This window comes from Lysobacter korlensis (genome assembly GCF_042434515.1).
On record NZ_JBHLTG010000014.1, the window covers coordinates 1 to 14767 of the forward strand.

10 protein-coding genes are annotated in these 14767 nt (G+C 71.4%); 3 read left to right on the plus strand and 7 right to left on the minus strand.

Annotated elements, in window-relative coordinates:
- The first annotated feature begins 346 nt into the window (after positions 1 to 346).
- Complete coding sequence (locus ACFFGH_RS31805) at positions 347 to 760, plus strand: HNH endonuclease signature motif containing protein (protein ID WP_386676470.1); 414 nt, start codon at positions 347 to 349, stop codon at positions 758 to 760.
- Positions 761 to 918: 158 nt separating this feature from the next.
- Here the strand turns inward: ACFFGH_RS31805 and ACFFGH_RS31810 are convergent, their stop codons facing one another.
- From ACFFGH_RS31810 to ACFFGH_RS31830, 5 genes are read right to left on the minus strand one after another with little or no spacing between them, the layout of a single operon-like run.
- Positions 919 to 2481 carry an oligosaccharide flippase family protein gene (locus tag ACFFGH_RS31810; RefSeq protein WP_386676471.1) on the minus strand — a complete coding sequence of 521 codons (1563 nt, stop codon included), beginning with the start codon at positions 2479 to 2481 and terminating at the stop codon, positions 919 to 921.
- On the minus strand, positions 2471 to 3796 hold the full coding sequence (locus tag ACFFGH_RS31815; RefSeq protein WP_386676473.1) for an O-antigen ligase family protein: 1326 nt from the start codon (positions 3794 to 3796) through the stop codon (positions 2471 to 2473). The genes ACFFGH_RS31810 and ACFFGH_RS31815 overlap by 11 nt, the downstream gene beginning before the upstream one ends.
- A complete protein-coding gene (locus ACFFGH_RS31820; protein WP_386676475.1) occupies positions 3793 to 4554 on the minus strand; it encodes a CDP-alcohol phosphatidyltransferase family protein in 762 nt (253 codons plus the stop codon). The genes ACFFGH_RS31815 and ACFFGH_RS31820 overlap by 4 nt, the downstream gene beginning before the upstream one ends.
- Before the next feature lie 15 nt (positions 4555 to 4569).
- Positions 4570 to 8292 carry a fibrinogen-like YCDxxxxGGGW domain-containing protein gene (locus ACFFGH_RS31825; protein WP_386676476.1) on the minus strand — a complete coding sequence of 1241 codons (3723 nt, stop codon included), beginning with the start codon at positions 8290 to 8292 and terminating at the stop codon, positions 4570 to 4572.
- Positions 8293 to 8308: 16 nt separating this feature from the next.
- On the minus strand, positions 8309 to 8944 hold the full coding sequence (locus ACFFGH_RS31830) for a hypothetical protein (protein WP_386676478.1): 636 nt from the start codon (positions 8942 to 8944) through the stop codon (positions 8309 to 8311).
- A 335-nt stretch (positions 8945 to 9279) separates the two neighbouring features.
- Here ACFFGH_RS31830 and ACFFGH_RS31835 point away from each other — a divergent pair, with 335 nt between their 5' ends.
- The gene (locus ACFFGH_RS31835) at positions 9280 to 12249 is read left to right on the plus strand and encodes a metallophosphoesterase (RefSeq protein WP_386676480.1); all 2970 of its coding nucleotides are present in this window, start codon (positions 9280 to 9282) and stop codon (positions 12247 to 12249) included.
- 1 nt (position 12250) lies between these two features.
- Here the strand turns inward: ACFFGH_RS31835 and ACFFGH_RS31840 are convergent, their stop codons facing one another.
- Positions 12251 to 12691: a hypothetical protein gene (locus ACFFGH_RS31840; RefSeq protein ID WP_386676482.1), complete on the minus strand. Its 441-nt coding sequence runs from the start codon at positions 12689 to 12691 to the stop codon at positions 12251 to 12253.
- Between the two features lie 35 nt (positions 12692 to 12726).
- Here ACFFGH_RS31840 and ACFFGH_RS31845 point away from each other — a divergent pair, with 35 nt between their 5' ends.
- The gene (locus ACFFGH_RS31845) at positions 12727 to 13950 is read left to right on the plus strand and encodes a glycosyltransferase (protein ID WP_386676483.1); all 1224 of its coding nucleotides are present in this window, start codon (positions 12727 to 12729) and stop codon (positions 13948 to 13950) included.
- A 12-nt stretch (positions 13951 to 13962) separates the two neighbouring features.
- Here the strand turns inward: ACFFGH_RS31845 and ACFFGH_RS31850 are convergent, their stop codons facing one another.
- Positions 13963 to 14760 (minus strand): crotonase/enoyl-CoA hydratase family protein, encoded by a 798-nt coding sequence (locus tag ACFFGH_RS31850; protein WP_386676485.1) that lies wholly within the window; start codon positions 14758 to 14760, stop codon positions 13963 to 13965.
- Between the last annotated feature and the right edge of the window lie 7 nt (positions 14761 to 14767).

The following is a 14767-nucleotide window of genomic DNA, read 5'->3' on the forward strand; positions in this document are numbered from 1 at the left end:
GGTCGGACGGGATGATCAAGGGCGACTTCCTGCTGGCACCGGAGTCCGGTGGTGCTGAGGTGCTGGAGACGTTCCAGGCGATCACCTCACCCCGGCGCGGTGGTCCCAGGTTCGTGGACCCGGTGGAGCAGGAGCGGGCGCAGCGGATCCTGGACGACGAGCGCACCCCGGAGCAGCAGCAGGCCGACGGGTTCGTCGAACTCCTCCGGCTCGGGGTCGCCGCCGACCCGCGGAATCTCTGCGGGGTGCGAAAGCCGGCGGTGCGGGTGCTGACCACCACCACACCGGCGCGGGCACCGGGTTCGGGCGGATCGAAGGGCACCCCGATCCGGTATCCGGCCAGACGGTGGACCGGCACGTCTGCGAAGCCGGGATTCTGCCGATCCGGTTCGACCACGACGGGCAGGTCCTCAACGTCGGCCGCGAGCAGCGGCTGTTCACCACGGTGCAGCGGATCGCCTTGGCCGCCAGGGACGGTGGCTGCCGGTTCCCGGGCTGTGACCGGCCACCGTCCTGGTGCGAAGCCCACCACATCGACGAATGGGCCCGCGACGGCGGCCGAACCGATGTCGCCGACGGGATCCTGCTCTGCCGGCACCACCACCTGCTCATCCACAACAACCGTTGGCGCATCAAACGCGACCGGGCGACCTACTTCCTCATACCGCCACGGGAACGCGACCCCAACCAGACCCCCATCCCGATGCCGCCCAAAAGCCTCGCCCTCGCCGACCTGCAACGCCGACGACGAGCCGGCTGAGCGCGCCCGCCCGCACGTCGACAACGGCCCTCGGGAGCCGACCGGGGAGCCGACCGATCATCGACCGTCTGCTCTCGGAAGCCGACCGGGGGAGCCGGCCGCCTCGTCCCCGTCCCTGCCCCGTCCGCCGTACCGACTATCGACGCAAGCCAGAGGCGTCAGGTGACAGAGGTCAGCTCCGGCTGCACCGGCTGCTCCGGCTCCACCCGCTTCGCCGACTTCGGGCCACCCTTCCGCATCGCCGACCAGAGCGACTCCAACCCGAGCGGCCGGCGGAACAGCCACAGACCGGCGACGTAGACCGCCCCCAGCACGAGCAGCCCAGCGCCGAATGCGACGATCGACGTTCCGAAGGTCAGCCGCAGCGCGAGACCGCCGACGCCGAAGACGACGAGCGGCACCGCCATCGCGGTCAACAGCCGCCGGGGCTGCAGCGAGACGCCCATCTTGCGATGCACCTGCCACGCGGCGATCGCGGTGTCGAGCAGGATCCCGACGGTCCAGGTGATCGCCGCACCGGCGATGCCGAGCACCGGCACCAGCAGCAGATTCAGCGTGACATTCACCGCCAGGGCGATCGCCTTGTTGTACATCTGCCAGGTGCTGCGGCCGCCTTGCAGCAGGATGCTCTGCAGCATCCCCGCCGCCGCAGACAGCATCATCGCGCCGGACAGGATGAGCAGCACGACTGCGCCATCGGTGAACTCGCCACCGAAGATGAACAGCACCGCCGGCCCCATCGTCGCGAGCAGCAGGTAGTACGGCCAGGTGGCGAGGATCATCCCGCGCGTGACGCTGGTGTGCAGATCCCGCGCGGCTGCAACCTCCGACCGCGCCAACAGGCGCGAGATCGTCGGGCTCACCGCGATGCGCATCGCCCGGTCGACGATCTGCCCGGCCCGCACCGTCCGGGTCGCGACGGCGTAGATGCCCGCTTCAGCGGGGGACCGGAGCGCGGCGACGATGAGCACATCGGCCCACTCCAGGGCGGTCTCGAGTGACCCGCCGACCGCCCTCGCCGCACTGAACGACCAGAATCTGCGAGCCGCCGCGGCGACCGGCTCGGAAGCGCCGGCCCGCGCACCCCAGTCGCGGACGAGCGGCTGCACCAGCAGGCCAGCGGTGACCACCAGCCAGAACGGCGCCGCAGCCATCCACGCCGTGAACGCGCCGAACGCATCCCAGGCCAGCAGGACGCCGACCCCCACCAGCGCGAGGCGGCTGAGCGGCAGCAGGATGCTCTGCAGCATCGTGAAGGTCAGCACGCCGCGCACCATCCGGCTCACCGTCTGCAGCACGCTGAGCAGAGCCGCCAGGACGAGGAAGGGGGCCATCAGCCGCAGCAGCGCCGCGAGGTCGGCGCGTTCACCTGGCGCGGCGAGCCAGCCGGCCACCGGGTCCGCGAACACCGCCAGCAGCACCGCGGCAGCCGTGGAGAGAACGACGACCGGCACGATGGCGACGAGCACGGTGACCCACGTCTCACCCGAGCGGGAGAACGCACGCTGCTCGGACACGCTGCGGATGATCCCGCTGTTGGTGCCGAGCTTCAGCACCTGGGTCGCGATGGTGAAGATGCCCAGCGCCTGGAAGAACACGCCGGTGCCGTGCGCGCCGAGGCCGTTGCCGACCAGCGCCGTGAGGACCAGCGCGCTGAGCGCGGCGACGGCGCTTCCGGCGAGGCTGATGGTCCCGCTGCGGACGAGCCGCTCACCATCCACGGCGCACCACCTCGGGCACCGGGTCGGCGACCCAGAACGGTGACGACGCGGCGTAGCGCTCCCGCAGCAGCAGACCGGCGACGATGCAGATCGTCATCATGTGACGGTCGAGTCCGTAGAAGATGCTCAGCGCGCAGGCGGCGACAAGCGCGGAGTGCAGCCACAGCGTCGTCACGTTCGGCGCCGCCCACGTGCGCAGCACCGCACCTGCCATGAAGAGGATGAACAGCGCGAGCCCGACGAAGCCGAAGCAGAACATCGCATTCCAGACCATGCCCTGCGTGCCCGCGGTGATCTCGCTCGAGAACGACGGCCTCGGCGCACCGAAGCCGAGCAGCGGCGACTCGAGGGTCCTGGTGAAGGTCTCCGCGTAGAGACCGCCGCGTCCCTCCGTGGTGTCCACCGTCTCCTGGCGCTCGACGATGCCGTCGATGAGACCGGACATCCAGAGGATCACGAAGAGCAGGGCGCCGAGCGAGCCGACCCAAAGGGCTGGCCGCCAACGTCCGCGGAACACCAGCCGCACCAGCACATAGCCGACGGCGACGAGGATGCCGATGAACAGCCCGCGGTTGGTGGTCGCGATCGCGGGTGGCACGGCGGCCAGCAGCCCGGCGAGGAGCCACAGGGTGGCACGGGCCGTCCCGGCGGCGGAGGCGCTCGCGACCGCGACGGGGGTGAGGATGGCCATGGCAGCGCCCCAGCCGTTCGTGTACGAGAACGGCGCCGAGGGGCGGACGAAGGGCTCTTCCGCCCCGTACGGGGTCTGGATCTCCGCGAAGCCGGGGAAGAGCATGTCGGCGATGTACTCGTTGTGCTGCAGGCCGACCGGCAGCAGCTGGCCGACGGTCGCCGTGAGCACCGTGTGCGGGAACAGCATCCCCAGGTACCCGCCGACGATCACGAAGACCCAGGTGAACGTGAGGCCCGAGAGCAGCCGCTTGGGGCGCAGGGTCTCGGATGCGTTCAGCACGTAGACCAGCAGCACCGCGACGGAGGCGAACTGGGCGAAGCGAAGGCCGAAGCCGCCCAGCCGGCCGACCGTGTCGACCATCAGGGCGCACGGCAGCATCCACACGACGAATGCGAGCCAGGGGAGTGCGCCCGGCGTGAGGAGGGTCCGGCCTCGCCGCAGCAGGAAGGCGAGCATCGGAACGGCCATGACGATGGTGGCGAAGGCCAGCATCCCGGCCATCCACCACACCGGCAGGCCCCAGAGCAGCACGAGCACCGGCCAGGCGGGCAGGGGTGCCGCCTCCGGCCGGGGCCGGTTCGCGCCGGTCCGCAGCCGCGGTGTCGTGTCGAGCGCCGTCACCGGAGCGCGTCCTCGAGGGTCGCGACGCGGGCGGCGTGTGCGCGGGAGAGCGCGCGGTACTTCCGTCGCAGCGAGGCGGCCGCGATCAGCGCGGTGACGGCGAGGATGCCCACGTAGATCGTGAGGAAGAGGGGCAGCACGCCGAAGGCGAGCACCGCCAGGTACTGCACGCCCACGTCGTAGGGCAGCTTCGCGAACGAGACCCACGCGGGCGCCGTCGCGTGGGTGGGCTCGGGGGAGCCGAGCTTCTCGGCGAGGGTCTGGGCGAAGAACCAGGCAGAGGAGAGAACGGCGAAGCCGAGCGCCGCCGCCACCGACCACAGCGGTGCGTCGCGCATGAACAGTGCGGCGGCGACCGCGACGTGGAAGAGCGGCAGCCGGATGGCGTCGATCACGTGATCGAGCCATTCGCCCTGCAGGCTGCCGCTCCGGGTCAGTCGGGCCAGCTGCCCGTCGGCGGAGTCGAGGGCGTAGCCCGCGAGGAGCAGGGCCGCTGCGACCGCCGGGGCCGGGGACCAGGCCGGCAGGCCGATCAGGACTGCCATGCCGAGGAGGGATGCGGTGAAGCTGATCGCCGTCACCGCGTTCGGGGTGAGGCCCAGGCGGTGGGCGAGCGCCGCCGCGTGCCGGCCGAGCCCGCGGTTGACCCACCGGAGGTAGGCCGGCACGCCGGCCCCCGGCTTCTGTGAAGCCGAGAGCCGACGCACCGCGTCCCGGTACGACCGCGAAGCGTGCCCGCCCATCGCCTGACCTTCCATTCGGGTGTTCCTCGCCTACCGCGTGCCGGTCATCGACAGGTCGAACGTGACGTCCGGCGTCGACCGGTAGTTGAGATGGGTGGATGCCGCGACCACGTTCGTCCCAGCGGTGAGCAGCGACACCGGGACCTCGAAGGTCACGGGCACTGCCGCACTGGTGGAGCGAGGCGCTGCCGTGGCGTACGAGTTCTGCGTCAGGTTGCCGGTCGGCAGGTTGCGCCGGCCGACCTCGGTTCCGTTGACGTAGACCACGACACCGTCGTTCGCCAGCACGGTGAGCGACACCGTGTCGAGCTGGGCGGGGTCGGCCACCTCGAAGGCGGCGCGGAACTGTGCGCTCAGCGGACGGGTGGTCGGCGCGTCGACGAGGATGTCGGTGCCGAGCCCGGCGGTGTTGAAGCCGAGCACCGCGGCGCCCGTTTTCCATGCCGAGTCGTCGAAGTCCGCGGCGTTCCAGCCGGCCGGCCACGCCGTCGACTCGTACCGCCAGCGCCAGTCGGATCCCGCCTCGACCAGCTCGACGGTCGGGTCTTCCGGCTCGACGGGCTGCGCCTTGGTGGTGACCGATGCCGTGCCGGCCGCCGAGATCTTGCCGGAGGCGCCGACCGCCACCACCGAGTACGTGTACGCGGTCTCGGGTGAGAGCCCACTGTCGGAGTACGAGGTGGCGGGTGCGTCGACGACAGCGACCTGCGAGCCATCGCGGGAGACGCGGTACTCCACCACGTCCGCCGCTCCGGCCTGCGTCCACGTCAGCTCCGCGGTCGTGGCGCCGGTTGCGCTCGCCGTGACGCTCGGGGCTGCCGGTGCCGGCTGAGCGGCGCCGCGCTTGGCGACGAAGCTCAGATCGAACGACAGGTCCGGCGTCGAGCGGTAGTTGGCGTGCGTCGACGCGGACACCACGTTGACGCCGTTCCGCAGCAGCGACCTTGGCACCTCGAAGGTTGTCAGCACCGCGCTGGAGGTGCGGGGTGCGGCCGTCGCGTAGGAGTTCTGCGTCAGGTTGCCGGTCGGCATGTTGCGGCGGCCGATCTCGGTGCCGTTGACGTAGACCACCACACCGTCGTTCGCCACCACGCTGATCACGGGGCTCGTCACGGTGCTCGAATCGGCGATCGTGAAGGACCTGCGGAACTGCGCGGAGAGCGGACGCGGGCTGGGCGCTCCGGTGCCGATGTTCGTGCCGAGGCCGGTGGAGCCGAGGCCGAGCACCGCGGAGCCGGTCGCCCACGACGAGTCGTCGTAGCCGACGGAGCGCCAGTCGGCGTCCCACGCGGCGGAGGTGAACGTCCACTTCCAGTCGGATCCCGCCTGGATGAGGTTGAGGTCCTCGGCGGACGGGGGCGTCACCCGGTAGACGGCGGTCGTCGCGGAGCGGTTGCCCGCGGCGTCGACGGCCCGCACGAAGTACCGTACGGGGGACGACTCGACCGGCACCTCGAGGGTGCGGGCTGTCGTGGTCGCGACGACCTTGTTCTCCCGGATCACCTCGTAGCTCACGCTGCTGCGGGCATCCGTCGACGCGCCCCACTGCAGGGTCTCGGTCGACGCGGTCGCCGGGATTCCGGCGAGGCTGCCCGGGGTGGTCGGAGCGGTGCCGTCGCGCTTGGCGAAGCGGACGAAGCCGCCGGACCACTGGTTCACCTCACCGGCGCGGACGGAGCTGCGGAAGTCGCCACCGGCCCACAGGGTGCCGGTGGAGTCCTCGAACACCGCCCAGGCGCCGAAGCCGCGACGCATCTGGACGACGGGGCTGAACTCCTGCAGGTAGTCACCGGTGGACGCGTTCCACGCGCCGATGATGTTCATCTTGTCGACCTGCTTCCAGCCAGCGCCCGCGCGGTTGACGCTGACGTTCGTCGACGGGTTGTTCCAGGTGTAGGAGTCGTAGTAGACCCAGTCGCCGCAGTGGCAGCCGGCGTAGATCAGGTTGCCCTTCGAGTCGATCGTCTGGAAGTCACCGCCGTTGTTGGTGATGTTGCCGTTCAGCAGCTCGAAGTTGCTGCGGTTGTAGTTGAAGAGGCTGTGCTCGGAGCCGCCGAGCCACACCCGGCCGCCGGCCTCCTCGACATCCCACTGCCAGAAGTTGCCGGTGTAGCGGCCGTCTGCGCCGAGGAACGCCTTGCTGAAGCGGGGCTGCCACACCGGAGTGAGCGCGTTCGCGCCGGCTGAGGTGGACAGTGCTGTGGCGCTCGGGGTGTAGACGCTCTTGCTCTGGTTGAAGTATCCGGAGAAGTAGGCACGGTCACCGGAGGCAGGCGCGTCCACGCCGACCGCGGTTCCGTTCAGCGTGGGGTTCCAGTTGCCGTCGGGAGCACCGGTGGACAGGTTGATCCGCGCACCGTTCCAGGCCGCGACGGCGGTCGCGCCGGGACGGGCCCAGTGCGTGAAGGAGCCGGATGCGTAGAGCCAGTTGCCACTGACGGTGAGACCGCGCACGCGGTTCGGGACACCGGTGGACCGGTTCTCGACGTCGACCTGCCAGCCATTGGTGGCACCGGTCGCGGCGTCGAGGATGACGAAGCCGGCTTTCTCGGCGCCGTTCACCTGCGTGAACTCCCCGCCGACCGCGACGCGCCCGTCGGGCAGGGCGACGATCGCCTTGACCTGCCCGTTGAGCCGCGGACGGAAGCCGGTGACGAGCTCTCCGGTGTTCACGTCGAACGCGGCGAGGAACGGCTGGTCGACCCGGTCGGCGCCGGTGGCGTTCTCGCTGCGCTGCACGGAGCGGAAGTTGCCGCCGACGTAGACGCGGCTGCCGACCTGGCCGAAGGCCTGCACCTCGGTGTTGAGCTCGCTGTCGGTGCCGGTCGAGAGGCCCGAGACGCCCCAGACGGTGCGGAGCGCGTCGCTCTCCGGCATCTCGGTCAGCGTCTGCGCGGGGGCGCCGCTGTCCGGGATGGTGGCGAAGTCCATTCCGGCGATCGTGAGCTTCGGACGCACGAACATCTGCGCGAACGGCAGCGCGCTGCCGGCTCCGTTCGTGTTCGAGAACAGGTAGGTGGTGGCCGCGTTCGTTCCGGTCACCTGCGAGCCGTAGCCCATGCCGGCGACCCAGCCCTTCGCCGACGTGGCGACGGTGTCGACGCGGTTGTACGCGTTGTTGGTGCCGAAGCTGTTCGAGCGGCCGTTCGTCCCGGTCGCGCCGCCGATGTTGAAGGACGCGACGTACTGGCCGCCGGCGAAGGTCCACGCCCAGCGGTCGCGGTCGGCGAGCTTGAAGCGGACCTCCTGCCACTGCGTGCCGGTTGCGTTCTGGGCGCGGCGGATGCGCACGCCGTCGGCAAGCGCGTCGATGCGCGAGTTGTTGACGAGCGCGTCGACCGTCTGCGCCGGCAGCTGGGCCGGAGCGAACGCCCCGGTGCCGTCGGGGGTGTTGCGCAGCAGGGCCGGGGAGCGGAGCCCGTTGTAGTTCTCCTTCCAGCCGTTGCGGCCGCGGGCGATCATCACCCAGCCGCCGCCGTCGGTGGTCTGGTCGCAGTAGAACTGCTCCGGTGCCTTCAGGGCGGGGGTGAGCAGCCAGTAGACGCCGTTCTGCGCTGACGGGTCGTTCTCCTTGATCTCCCAGCAGGAACCGGCTGCCGTGGCGGACGTGAGCCCGTCCGGAAGCGAGTCAGCGGCGGAGGCAGGTGCGACCGACGTGAGCAGTGAGCCCAGCACAGCGGTCGCCGACAGCCAGACCGCAGCACGCCGGGCGTGCCGCGCCGTGCCGCGCGGAGCGGTAGCGATGTTGTTCAACGGGGTGTCCTTGTGTTCAGGCGCAGCGCGCATCTTCGGGAATTTCGTGAGTGGTCAGCTTCCAGACCCCGTCGATGTGCTCGACGCCATAGAGGTGCAGCACGGGGTGGCCCGGGTTGTACAGGGAGTCCTTCAGCGAGTTGCCGCCGGCGTCGACGACGTCGATGTCGGACACGTCGATGCAGACCTCGATCGTCATCGTCGCCGGGTCGGACTCGAGGTCGGCCTTCGCGATGTCGACGCTCGCGACCTTCGCGTCGCCGACCTGCTTGAGACCCTCCTCAGCCCGCTCGGCTGCGAGCGCCTCGAGCTCGCCGCGCACGAAGCCGGCGGCGATCGTCTCGATGCCGGCGATCTCGCCGTCAGCACGCTGCAGGATCTGATTGGTGGCGTCGACCAGCTGCGCGACGGTGACCTCTGCGGCGTCCTCGGCCTCGTCCTTGTCGGTGACGGGGGCGGGCTTCGGCGTCTCGATGTCGAGCGGCTCTGGAGTGGCCGCGGCCGGCGGAGGAGTCGGCTTCTGCTGCGCCTCGGGTGTGGCCACGCCGAGTGCGAGGGCGGTGGCGATGGAGGCGAGGGCGAGTGCCCCGGTCGAGACCGCGGCGATGGCCTGCCGGCTGATGCGCCGCCGGGTGCCGTCGGGGGCGCTCATCGGACGGCCCGCAGCTCGTGCAGGCGCGTGGTCGCGCTGGATGGGTGGATCGGTGCCGGAGGGCACGCTGTTCCGGGGGAAAGCCGGAACGACAGAGACGTCGTCATAAATCCTGCATTCGGGTTACAGGCGGAATCGGGTAAGCCTCGAGCGGCTCGGGTAAGAAGCCACTGCGAGGATGCCCACGTTACCGGCGGGGCGCAAGCGGATGCGCCCCCCTGTTGGGGGGACACGGATGTCCCGCATTCTGCGGACCGCTTGACGAGGTGCATCCGCAGCCGCTATGCCTATGACACCTATCCCGATTCGCCGCACTGCGCGCGAAAGGTGCACCCATGCAGCCCTCGGCTCCTGTTCGACCCGCCCGCCGCCGCGTCGCCGTTGCGCTCGGCGCGACCCTGGCGTTCGTCGCCGGCGTGCTCGCCGTTCCTCCGGCGGCCGCGGCCGATCGCGAGGATTTCACCTTCGTGGTGGTACCCGACACGCAGGCCTACTCGGTGAGCGACGCCCTCGCCGCGACCTTCACCGCCCAGACCCGCTGGATCGTCGACAACCGGGACGACCTCAACGTGTCGTTCGTGAGCCACGTCGGCGATCTGGTGGAATCCTGGCCGAACACGGCCCAGTGGCAGCGGGCGAGCGACTCCATGGCCGTGCTCGACGCCGCCGGGGTGCCGAACGCCGTGCTGCCCGGCAACCACGACATGAACGTCGCGACGGGGGAGACACCGACGTTCGATCAGTACTTTCCGCCATCCCGCTACGCCACCGCATCCTGGAACTCCGACTCCGTCCGATACGGGGGATACCTGGGGCAGGACCTCTTCGGGCAGGATCCGGTCGACCGCGGCAACAAGGACAGCTTCTCCCTGCTCGACGTCAGCGGATTGAAGCTGCTCATCCTCAGCCTCGAGTACGAGTCACCCCAGTACGCGCTCGACTGGGCGCAGAAGGTGATCGACGCCCACCCGGACCGTCGGGTGATCCTCTCCACGCATGGCTTCCTCCACACCGGCGGAGCGCGGTCGAACACGATCACGCGCACCGACGGTCAGGGGCTCACCGCCCAGCAGGTCTGGACGCGCTTCGTGTCGGCCAACTGCAGCATCTTCCTCGTGGTGAACGGCCACTGGCATGACGGCGACGAGGGTGAGGCGCACCGCACCGATCCCAACTCGTGCGGACGGCCGGTGCATCAGGTGCTCAGCAACTACCAGGCGCGGGTGAACGGCGGTGACGGCTGGCTCCGGTACTACACCTTCCGTCCGGACGAGGACCGCATCGACGCATCCACCTACTCGCCGACCCTCGGCCGGTTCGAGACCGACGCGGACAGCTCGTTCAGCCTCGACTACGACATGACCGAGGGCGGCCCCGTCGAGCGGGTGCTGGTGCGGGGCGGGGCGGACTGGCGGTGGCGCTTCGACTCGACCGGGTGGCCGGCCGGCTGGACGTCGCCCGCCTACGACGCGAGCGCGTGGCGCACCGGCTCGGCGGCACTCGGGTTCGGCACCACCTCGGTCGCCACGAACATCGACGTACCCGCGCCCACCTCCAACCGGCCGAGGAGCGCCCAGTTCCGACACGAGTTCCAGGTCGCCGACGCGTCAGCCCTCTCCGCCGTGACGGTCTCGACCCGGGCGGATGACGGGGTCGTCGTGTGGGTGAACGGCACCGAGGTCGGCCGCACCAACCTGCCGACCGGCGCCCTGTCCGCAACGACCTATGCCACGGCCGCGCCGCGCACCACGGCGGCGCCGGCGGCGACCTTCGCCGTCCCGTCGTCCCTGCTGGTCGACGGCCGGAACGTCGTCACGGCGTCCACTCACCTGAACTACCGCGGAACGCCGGACGTGTCGTTCGATCTCACCCTCACCGCCACGGAGGAGGCGACCGAGGAGCCGCCGCAGGAGCCGGAGCCGCCGGTCGCGCCCACCGTCACCGGCACGACGACGGCGACCTCCGCGTCGCTCACCTGGACGCACCCGGCCCCGGCCGAGGTCACCGAATACCGGGTGATGCGGAACGGCGTCGAGCGTGGGCGCGTGCCCGCGCCCACGGCCCGGTTCGATGATTCCGCGCTCGCCCCGGACACCGGATACCGGTACGGGGTGATCGCCGTGGGACCCACGGGGCTGCAGTCCCCCGCCGGCGAGGTGGTGCTGCGAACCGCCCCCGCGGCGGAGAGCCGGGATGTGCGGCTCGTCGGCGCGGGGAACACGTGGCATTGGCGCTTCGACCGGACCGCCTGGCCGGCCGGATGGACGTCGCGGCAGTTCGACGACTCCGCCTGGCGCACCGGTGCGGCGCTGCTCGGCTTCGGCGGGCCGGTCGCGACGAACATCGACGTGCCGGCGCCGACCTCGAACCGCGGCGTGAGCGCGCAGTTCCGCACCCGGTTCGACGTGGCGGACGCGTCCGCCCTCTCCGACGTGTCGATCACCACGCGCGCTGACGACGGCGTGGTGGTGTACGTCAACGGCACGGAGATCGGACGCTCGCGGCTCCCGGCCGGCACGCTCACCGCAGGCACATACGCGACGGCAGCCCCGCGCAGCAGCGCCGCGGCGAGTGCCGCGGTGACGTTCGCCGTGCCCGCAGGGCTGCTGGTCGACGGGGTGAACGTCGTCGCCGCATCGACGCACCTGAACTACCGCGGCACCCCCGACGTCTCGTTCGGGCTCACGGTCGACGCCGTGGCGTCGTCGGGACCGGGCGAGGAGCCGGGCGGCGAGGACCCGGGCGGCGAGGACCCGGGCGGCGAGGACCCGGGAGACGAGCAGCCGCAGCCGCAGGTGCTGCTCCAGCCGGGCTCGATATGGCGCTGGAGCGCCGACCGCGCGGGCTGGGCGAGCGGCTGGAGCAGCACCGCGTTCGACGACTCGGCGTGGCGGAGCGGACCCGCCGTGTTCGGATTCGGATCCGCCGGCGTCGCAACGAACACCGACGCCCCGGCACCGACCTCCAACCGGGCGCTCAGCACCCAGTTCCGGCACACCTTCAGCATCGCCGACCCGGCCGACGTGTCGCAGGTGAAGATCACCACCCGCGCCGACGACGGTGTGGTGGCGTACGTCAACGGGGTCGAGGTGGGCAGAGCGAATCTGCCGGCCGGAACGCTCACCGGCACCAGCTACGCCACCGCAGCGCCCCGGACGACTGCGGCGTCGCCGCTCACCTTCGACGTCCCGGCGGCGCTGCTTCGCGCCGGCACGAACGTCGTGGCGGTGTCCACGCACCTCAACTACCGCGGGACTCCGGACACCTGCTTCGACCTCCGGATCGACGCCCTCGTGGTCCCGTGATTCAGCGGTAGCCGCCGCGGCCGAGGCCCGCCTCGATCTCGAAGCGATTCGTTCGCGGGTCGGCGCCCGCCGCGAGGTAGAGCAGCGGGAATGCGAGCCCGTACCGCTTCCACTGCCTGCGGTGGACGTCCTCGTGCTCCAACACCCCGCGCCGCACCTGGTCGCGGGTGAGATAGACGGCCCCGATGGTGGTGCCGCCCCGACCGAACGCCCAGCGAGGCAGGCCGGTGCAGACGACGAGGCGGCCGGCGCGACGGATGCGGAAGCGGCTCAGGAACCCGCCCCAGAGCAGCCCGCCCGCCGTCGCGATCATGTGGCCGGGTCTCGCGACGGCGGGGGAGAGCAGCACCGAACGGACCCCCGGGACCCGTCGCCCGGCCGCGACGATCCGGGCGGCCGTGCGCTGGAAGGGCACCGGCCGGTATCGCTGCGGCGTCGCCATGTCCGCACGATACTCCTGGCCAATACAGTTGGCCCATGGCAGGGCCCGCACGCATCGCCCTGGTGTCGATGCACACGTCGCCCGCCGCGCAGCCGGGCACCGGCGACGCCGGCGGCATGAACGTGGTGCTGCTCGAGACAGCGAAGGCGCTGGTCGAGCGGGGGTTCGAGGTGGAGCTGCTGACCGGGGCCGCCGTAGGCCCCGACCGGGCGGTGGAGCTGCGTCCCGGGCTCACCCTCCGCGCACTCCCGGCGGGCGCCGGGCTGCCGAAGTCGCGGCTGCCCGAGGCGGCCGACGCGTTCGGGGAGGCGGTCGCGGAGCTGGCCGGCCGCCGGAATGTCGGCTACGACCTGATCCACGCGCACTACTGGCTGAGCGGCATCGCCACGCTCCCGGTGGCGCTCGAGCTCGGGCTGCCGTTCGTGCAGAGCTTCCACACGCTCGCCGCGATGAAGAACCGGTTCGCCGGTCCGGGCGTCGAGCCGGAGCCGCAGCTGCGCGGCCGCTCCGAGCGATTCCTCGCCAATCAGGCGAGCGCCGTGGTAGCCGGATCGAGGGCAGAGGCCGTCGCGGTGCTCGACGACCTCGGCGCGCGTGCCGACCGCACGTGGGTCGTGCCGCCCGGAGTGGACACGGACGTGTTCCGGCCACTCGGCGACGAGGCCAAGGCGGAGGTGCGAGCGGGACTGCGACTGCCGGAGGAGCGGCCGGTTCTCGCCATGGCGGGGCGGATCCAGTCGCTCAAGGGGCACGAGCTCGTCGTGCGGGCGCTGGGGATGCTGGCCGGCCTGCGCGAACGACCGGTGCTGGTGCTGGCCGGCGAGCCGACACCCGGTGACGACGAGTACCTGCGAGAGCTGCTGCGGCTGGCCGAGCAGCTCCGCGTCGCCGCCGACGTGCACGTGGTCGGTGCGCTGCCGCAGCCGCAGCTCGCCCGCCTCCTCGCCGCTGCGACGCTCACCCTCGTGCCCTCGCACTCAGAGACGTTCGGGCTCGTCGCACTGGAGTCGGCGGCCTGCGGCACGCCCGTGGTCGCATCCCGCTCCACGGGTCTCCTGGACTCGGTCGCCGACGGGCGCTCCGGCATCCTGCTCGACGGCCGGGACCCCGGCCGGTGGGCGCAGGTGCTCGCGGCCCTGCTCGCGGATCGGGACCGGCTGGCGCGCCTGCGGGCATCCGCCCGCCGGCACGCCGAAGGCCACACCTGGAGTGAGTCCGCCGACCGTCTCTCGGAGGTCTACTCCGCCCTCCTCGGCTGACCCGCGCCCTGGTCAGCGGCCCCGGAACTCGGCGGGCTTGCGCTCGAGGAAGGCCTGCATGCCGATCCGCGCGTCTTCGCTCCCGAGCAGCCGCATGAGCGCCGGCTGCAGCTCGGCGGCGGCCGCCGGATCTCCCGCTGCGCGCGCGAGCCGCGCATTCGCCAGCGTCGCCTGCACGGCGAGCGGCGCCTGCGCGGCGATCCTCTCCGCCAGCTCGGTGGCGCGCCGAAGCTGCGTGCCGTGCGGCACCACCTCCGTCACGATGCGCAGGCGCTTCGCCTCGGCGGCGTCGAACTCCTCACCGGTGAGCATCCAGCGCATCGCCGCACCCCAGCCGGCGACGCGCGGGAAGCGGAGCGTGGCGCCGCCGAACGGCAGGATTCCCCGCGCGACCTCGAGCTGTGCGAATCGGGCGGTGTCCGCGGCGACCACGACGTCGCTGGCGAGCGCCAGCTCGATGCCGAGCGTGAAGCAGATCCCCTGCACCGCGAGCACGACCGGCTTCCGCACCGGCGTACCGGCGACCTGCCACGGGTCGAGACCACCGTCGGGCAGGAACGCGATCCCATCCGGCCCCACGTGCTCGCCGATGTCCGCGAGATCGAGGCCCGCCGTGAAGTGGTCGCCGTGGGCGAAGACCACACCGACCCGCAGTGCCGGATCCCGGTCGAGCTCACCGTATGCGGCCGCCAGCTCCTGCAGCATCCGGAAGTCCGCGGCATTGCGCTTGTCCGGCCGGTTCAGCCCGAGAAGGAGCAGATGGCCGTCTCGTTCGACCGTGACCCGCGGTGCCGTATCTCCCTGTGCCATCCCTCGA

Excerpts from the sequence above, each read along its gene's own strand:
- ACFFGH_RS31820 (WP_386676475.1), bottom strand. The coding sequence starts at position 4,554 with ATGGAAGGTCAGGCGATGGGCGGGCACGCTTCGCGGTCGTACCGGGAC.
- ACFFGH_RS31830 (WP_386676478.1), bottom strand. The coding sequence starts at position 8,944 with ATGAGCGCCCCCGACGGCACCCGGCGGCGCATCAGCCGGCAGGCCATC.
- ACFFGH_RS31835 (WP_386676480.1), top strand. The coding sequence starts at position 9,280 with ATGCAGCCCTCGGCTCCTGTTCGACCCGCCCGCCGCCGCGTCGCCGTT.
- ACFFGH_RS31840 (WP_386676482.1), bottom strand. The coding sequence starts at position 12,691 with ATGGCGACGCCGCAGCGATACCGGCCGGTGCCCTTCCAGCGCACGGCC.
- ACFFGH_RS31845 (WP_386676483.1), top strand. The coding sequence starts at position 12,727 with ATGGCAGGGCCCGCACGCATCGCCCTGGTGTCGATGCACACGTCGCCC.
- ACFFGH_RS31850 (WP_386676485.1), bottom strand. The coding sequence starts at position 14,760 with ATGGCACAGGGAGATACGGCACCGCGGGTCACGGTCGAACGAGACGGC.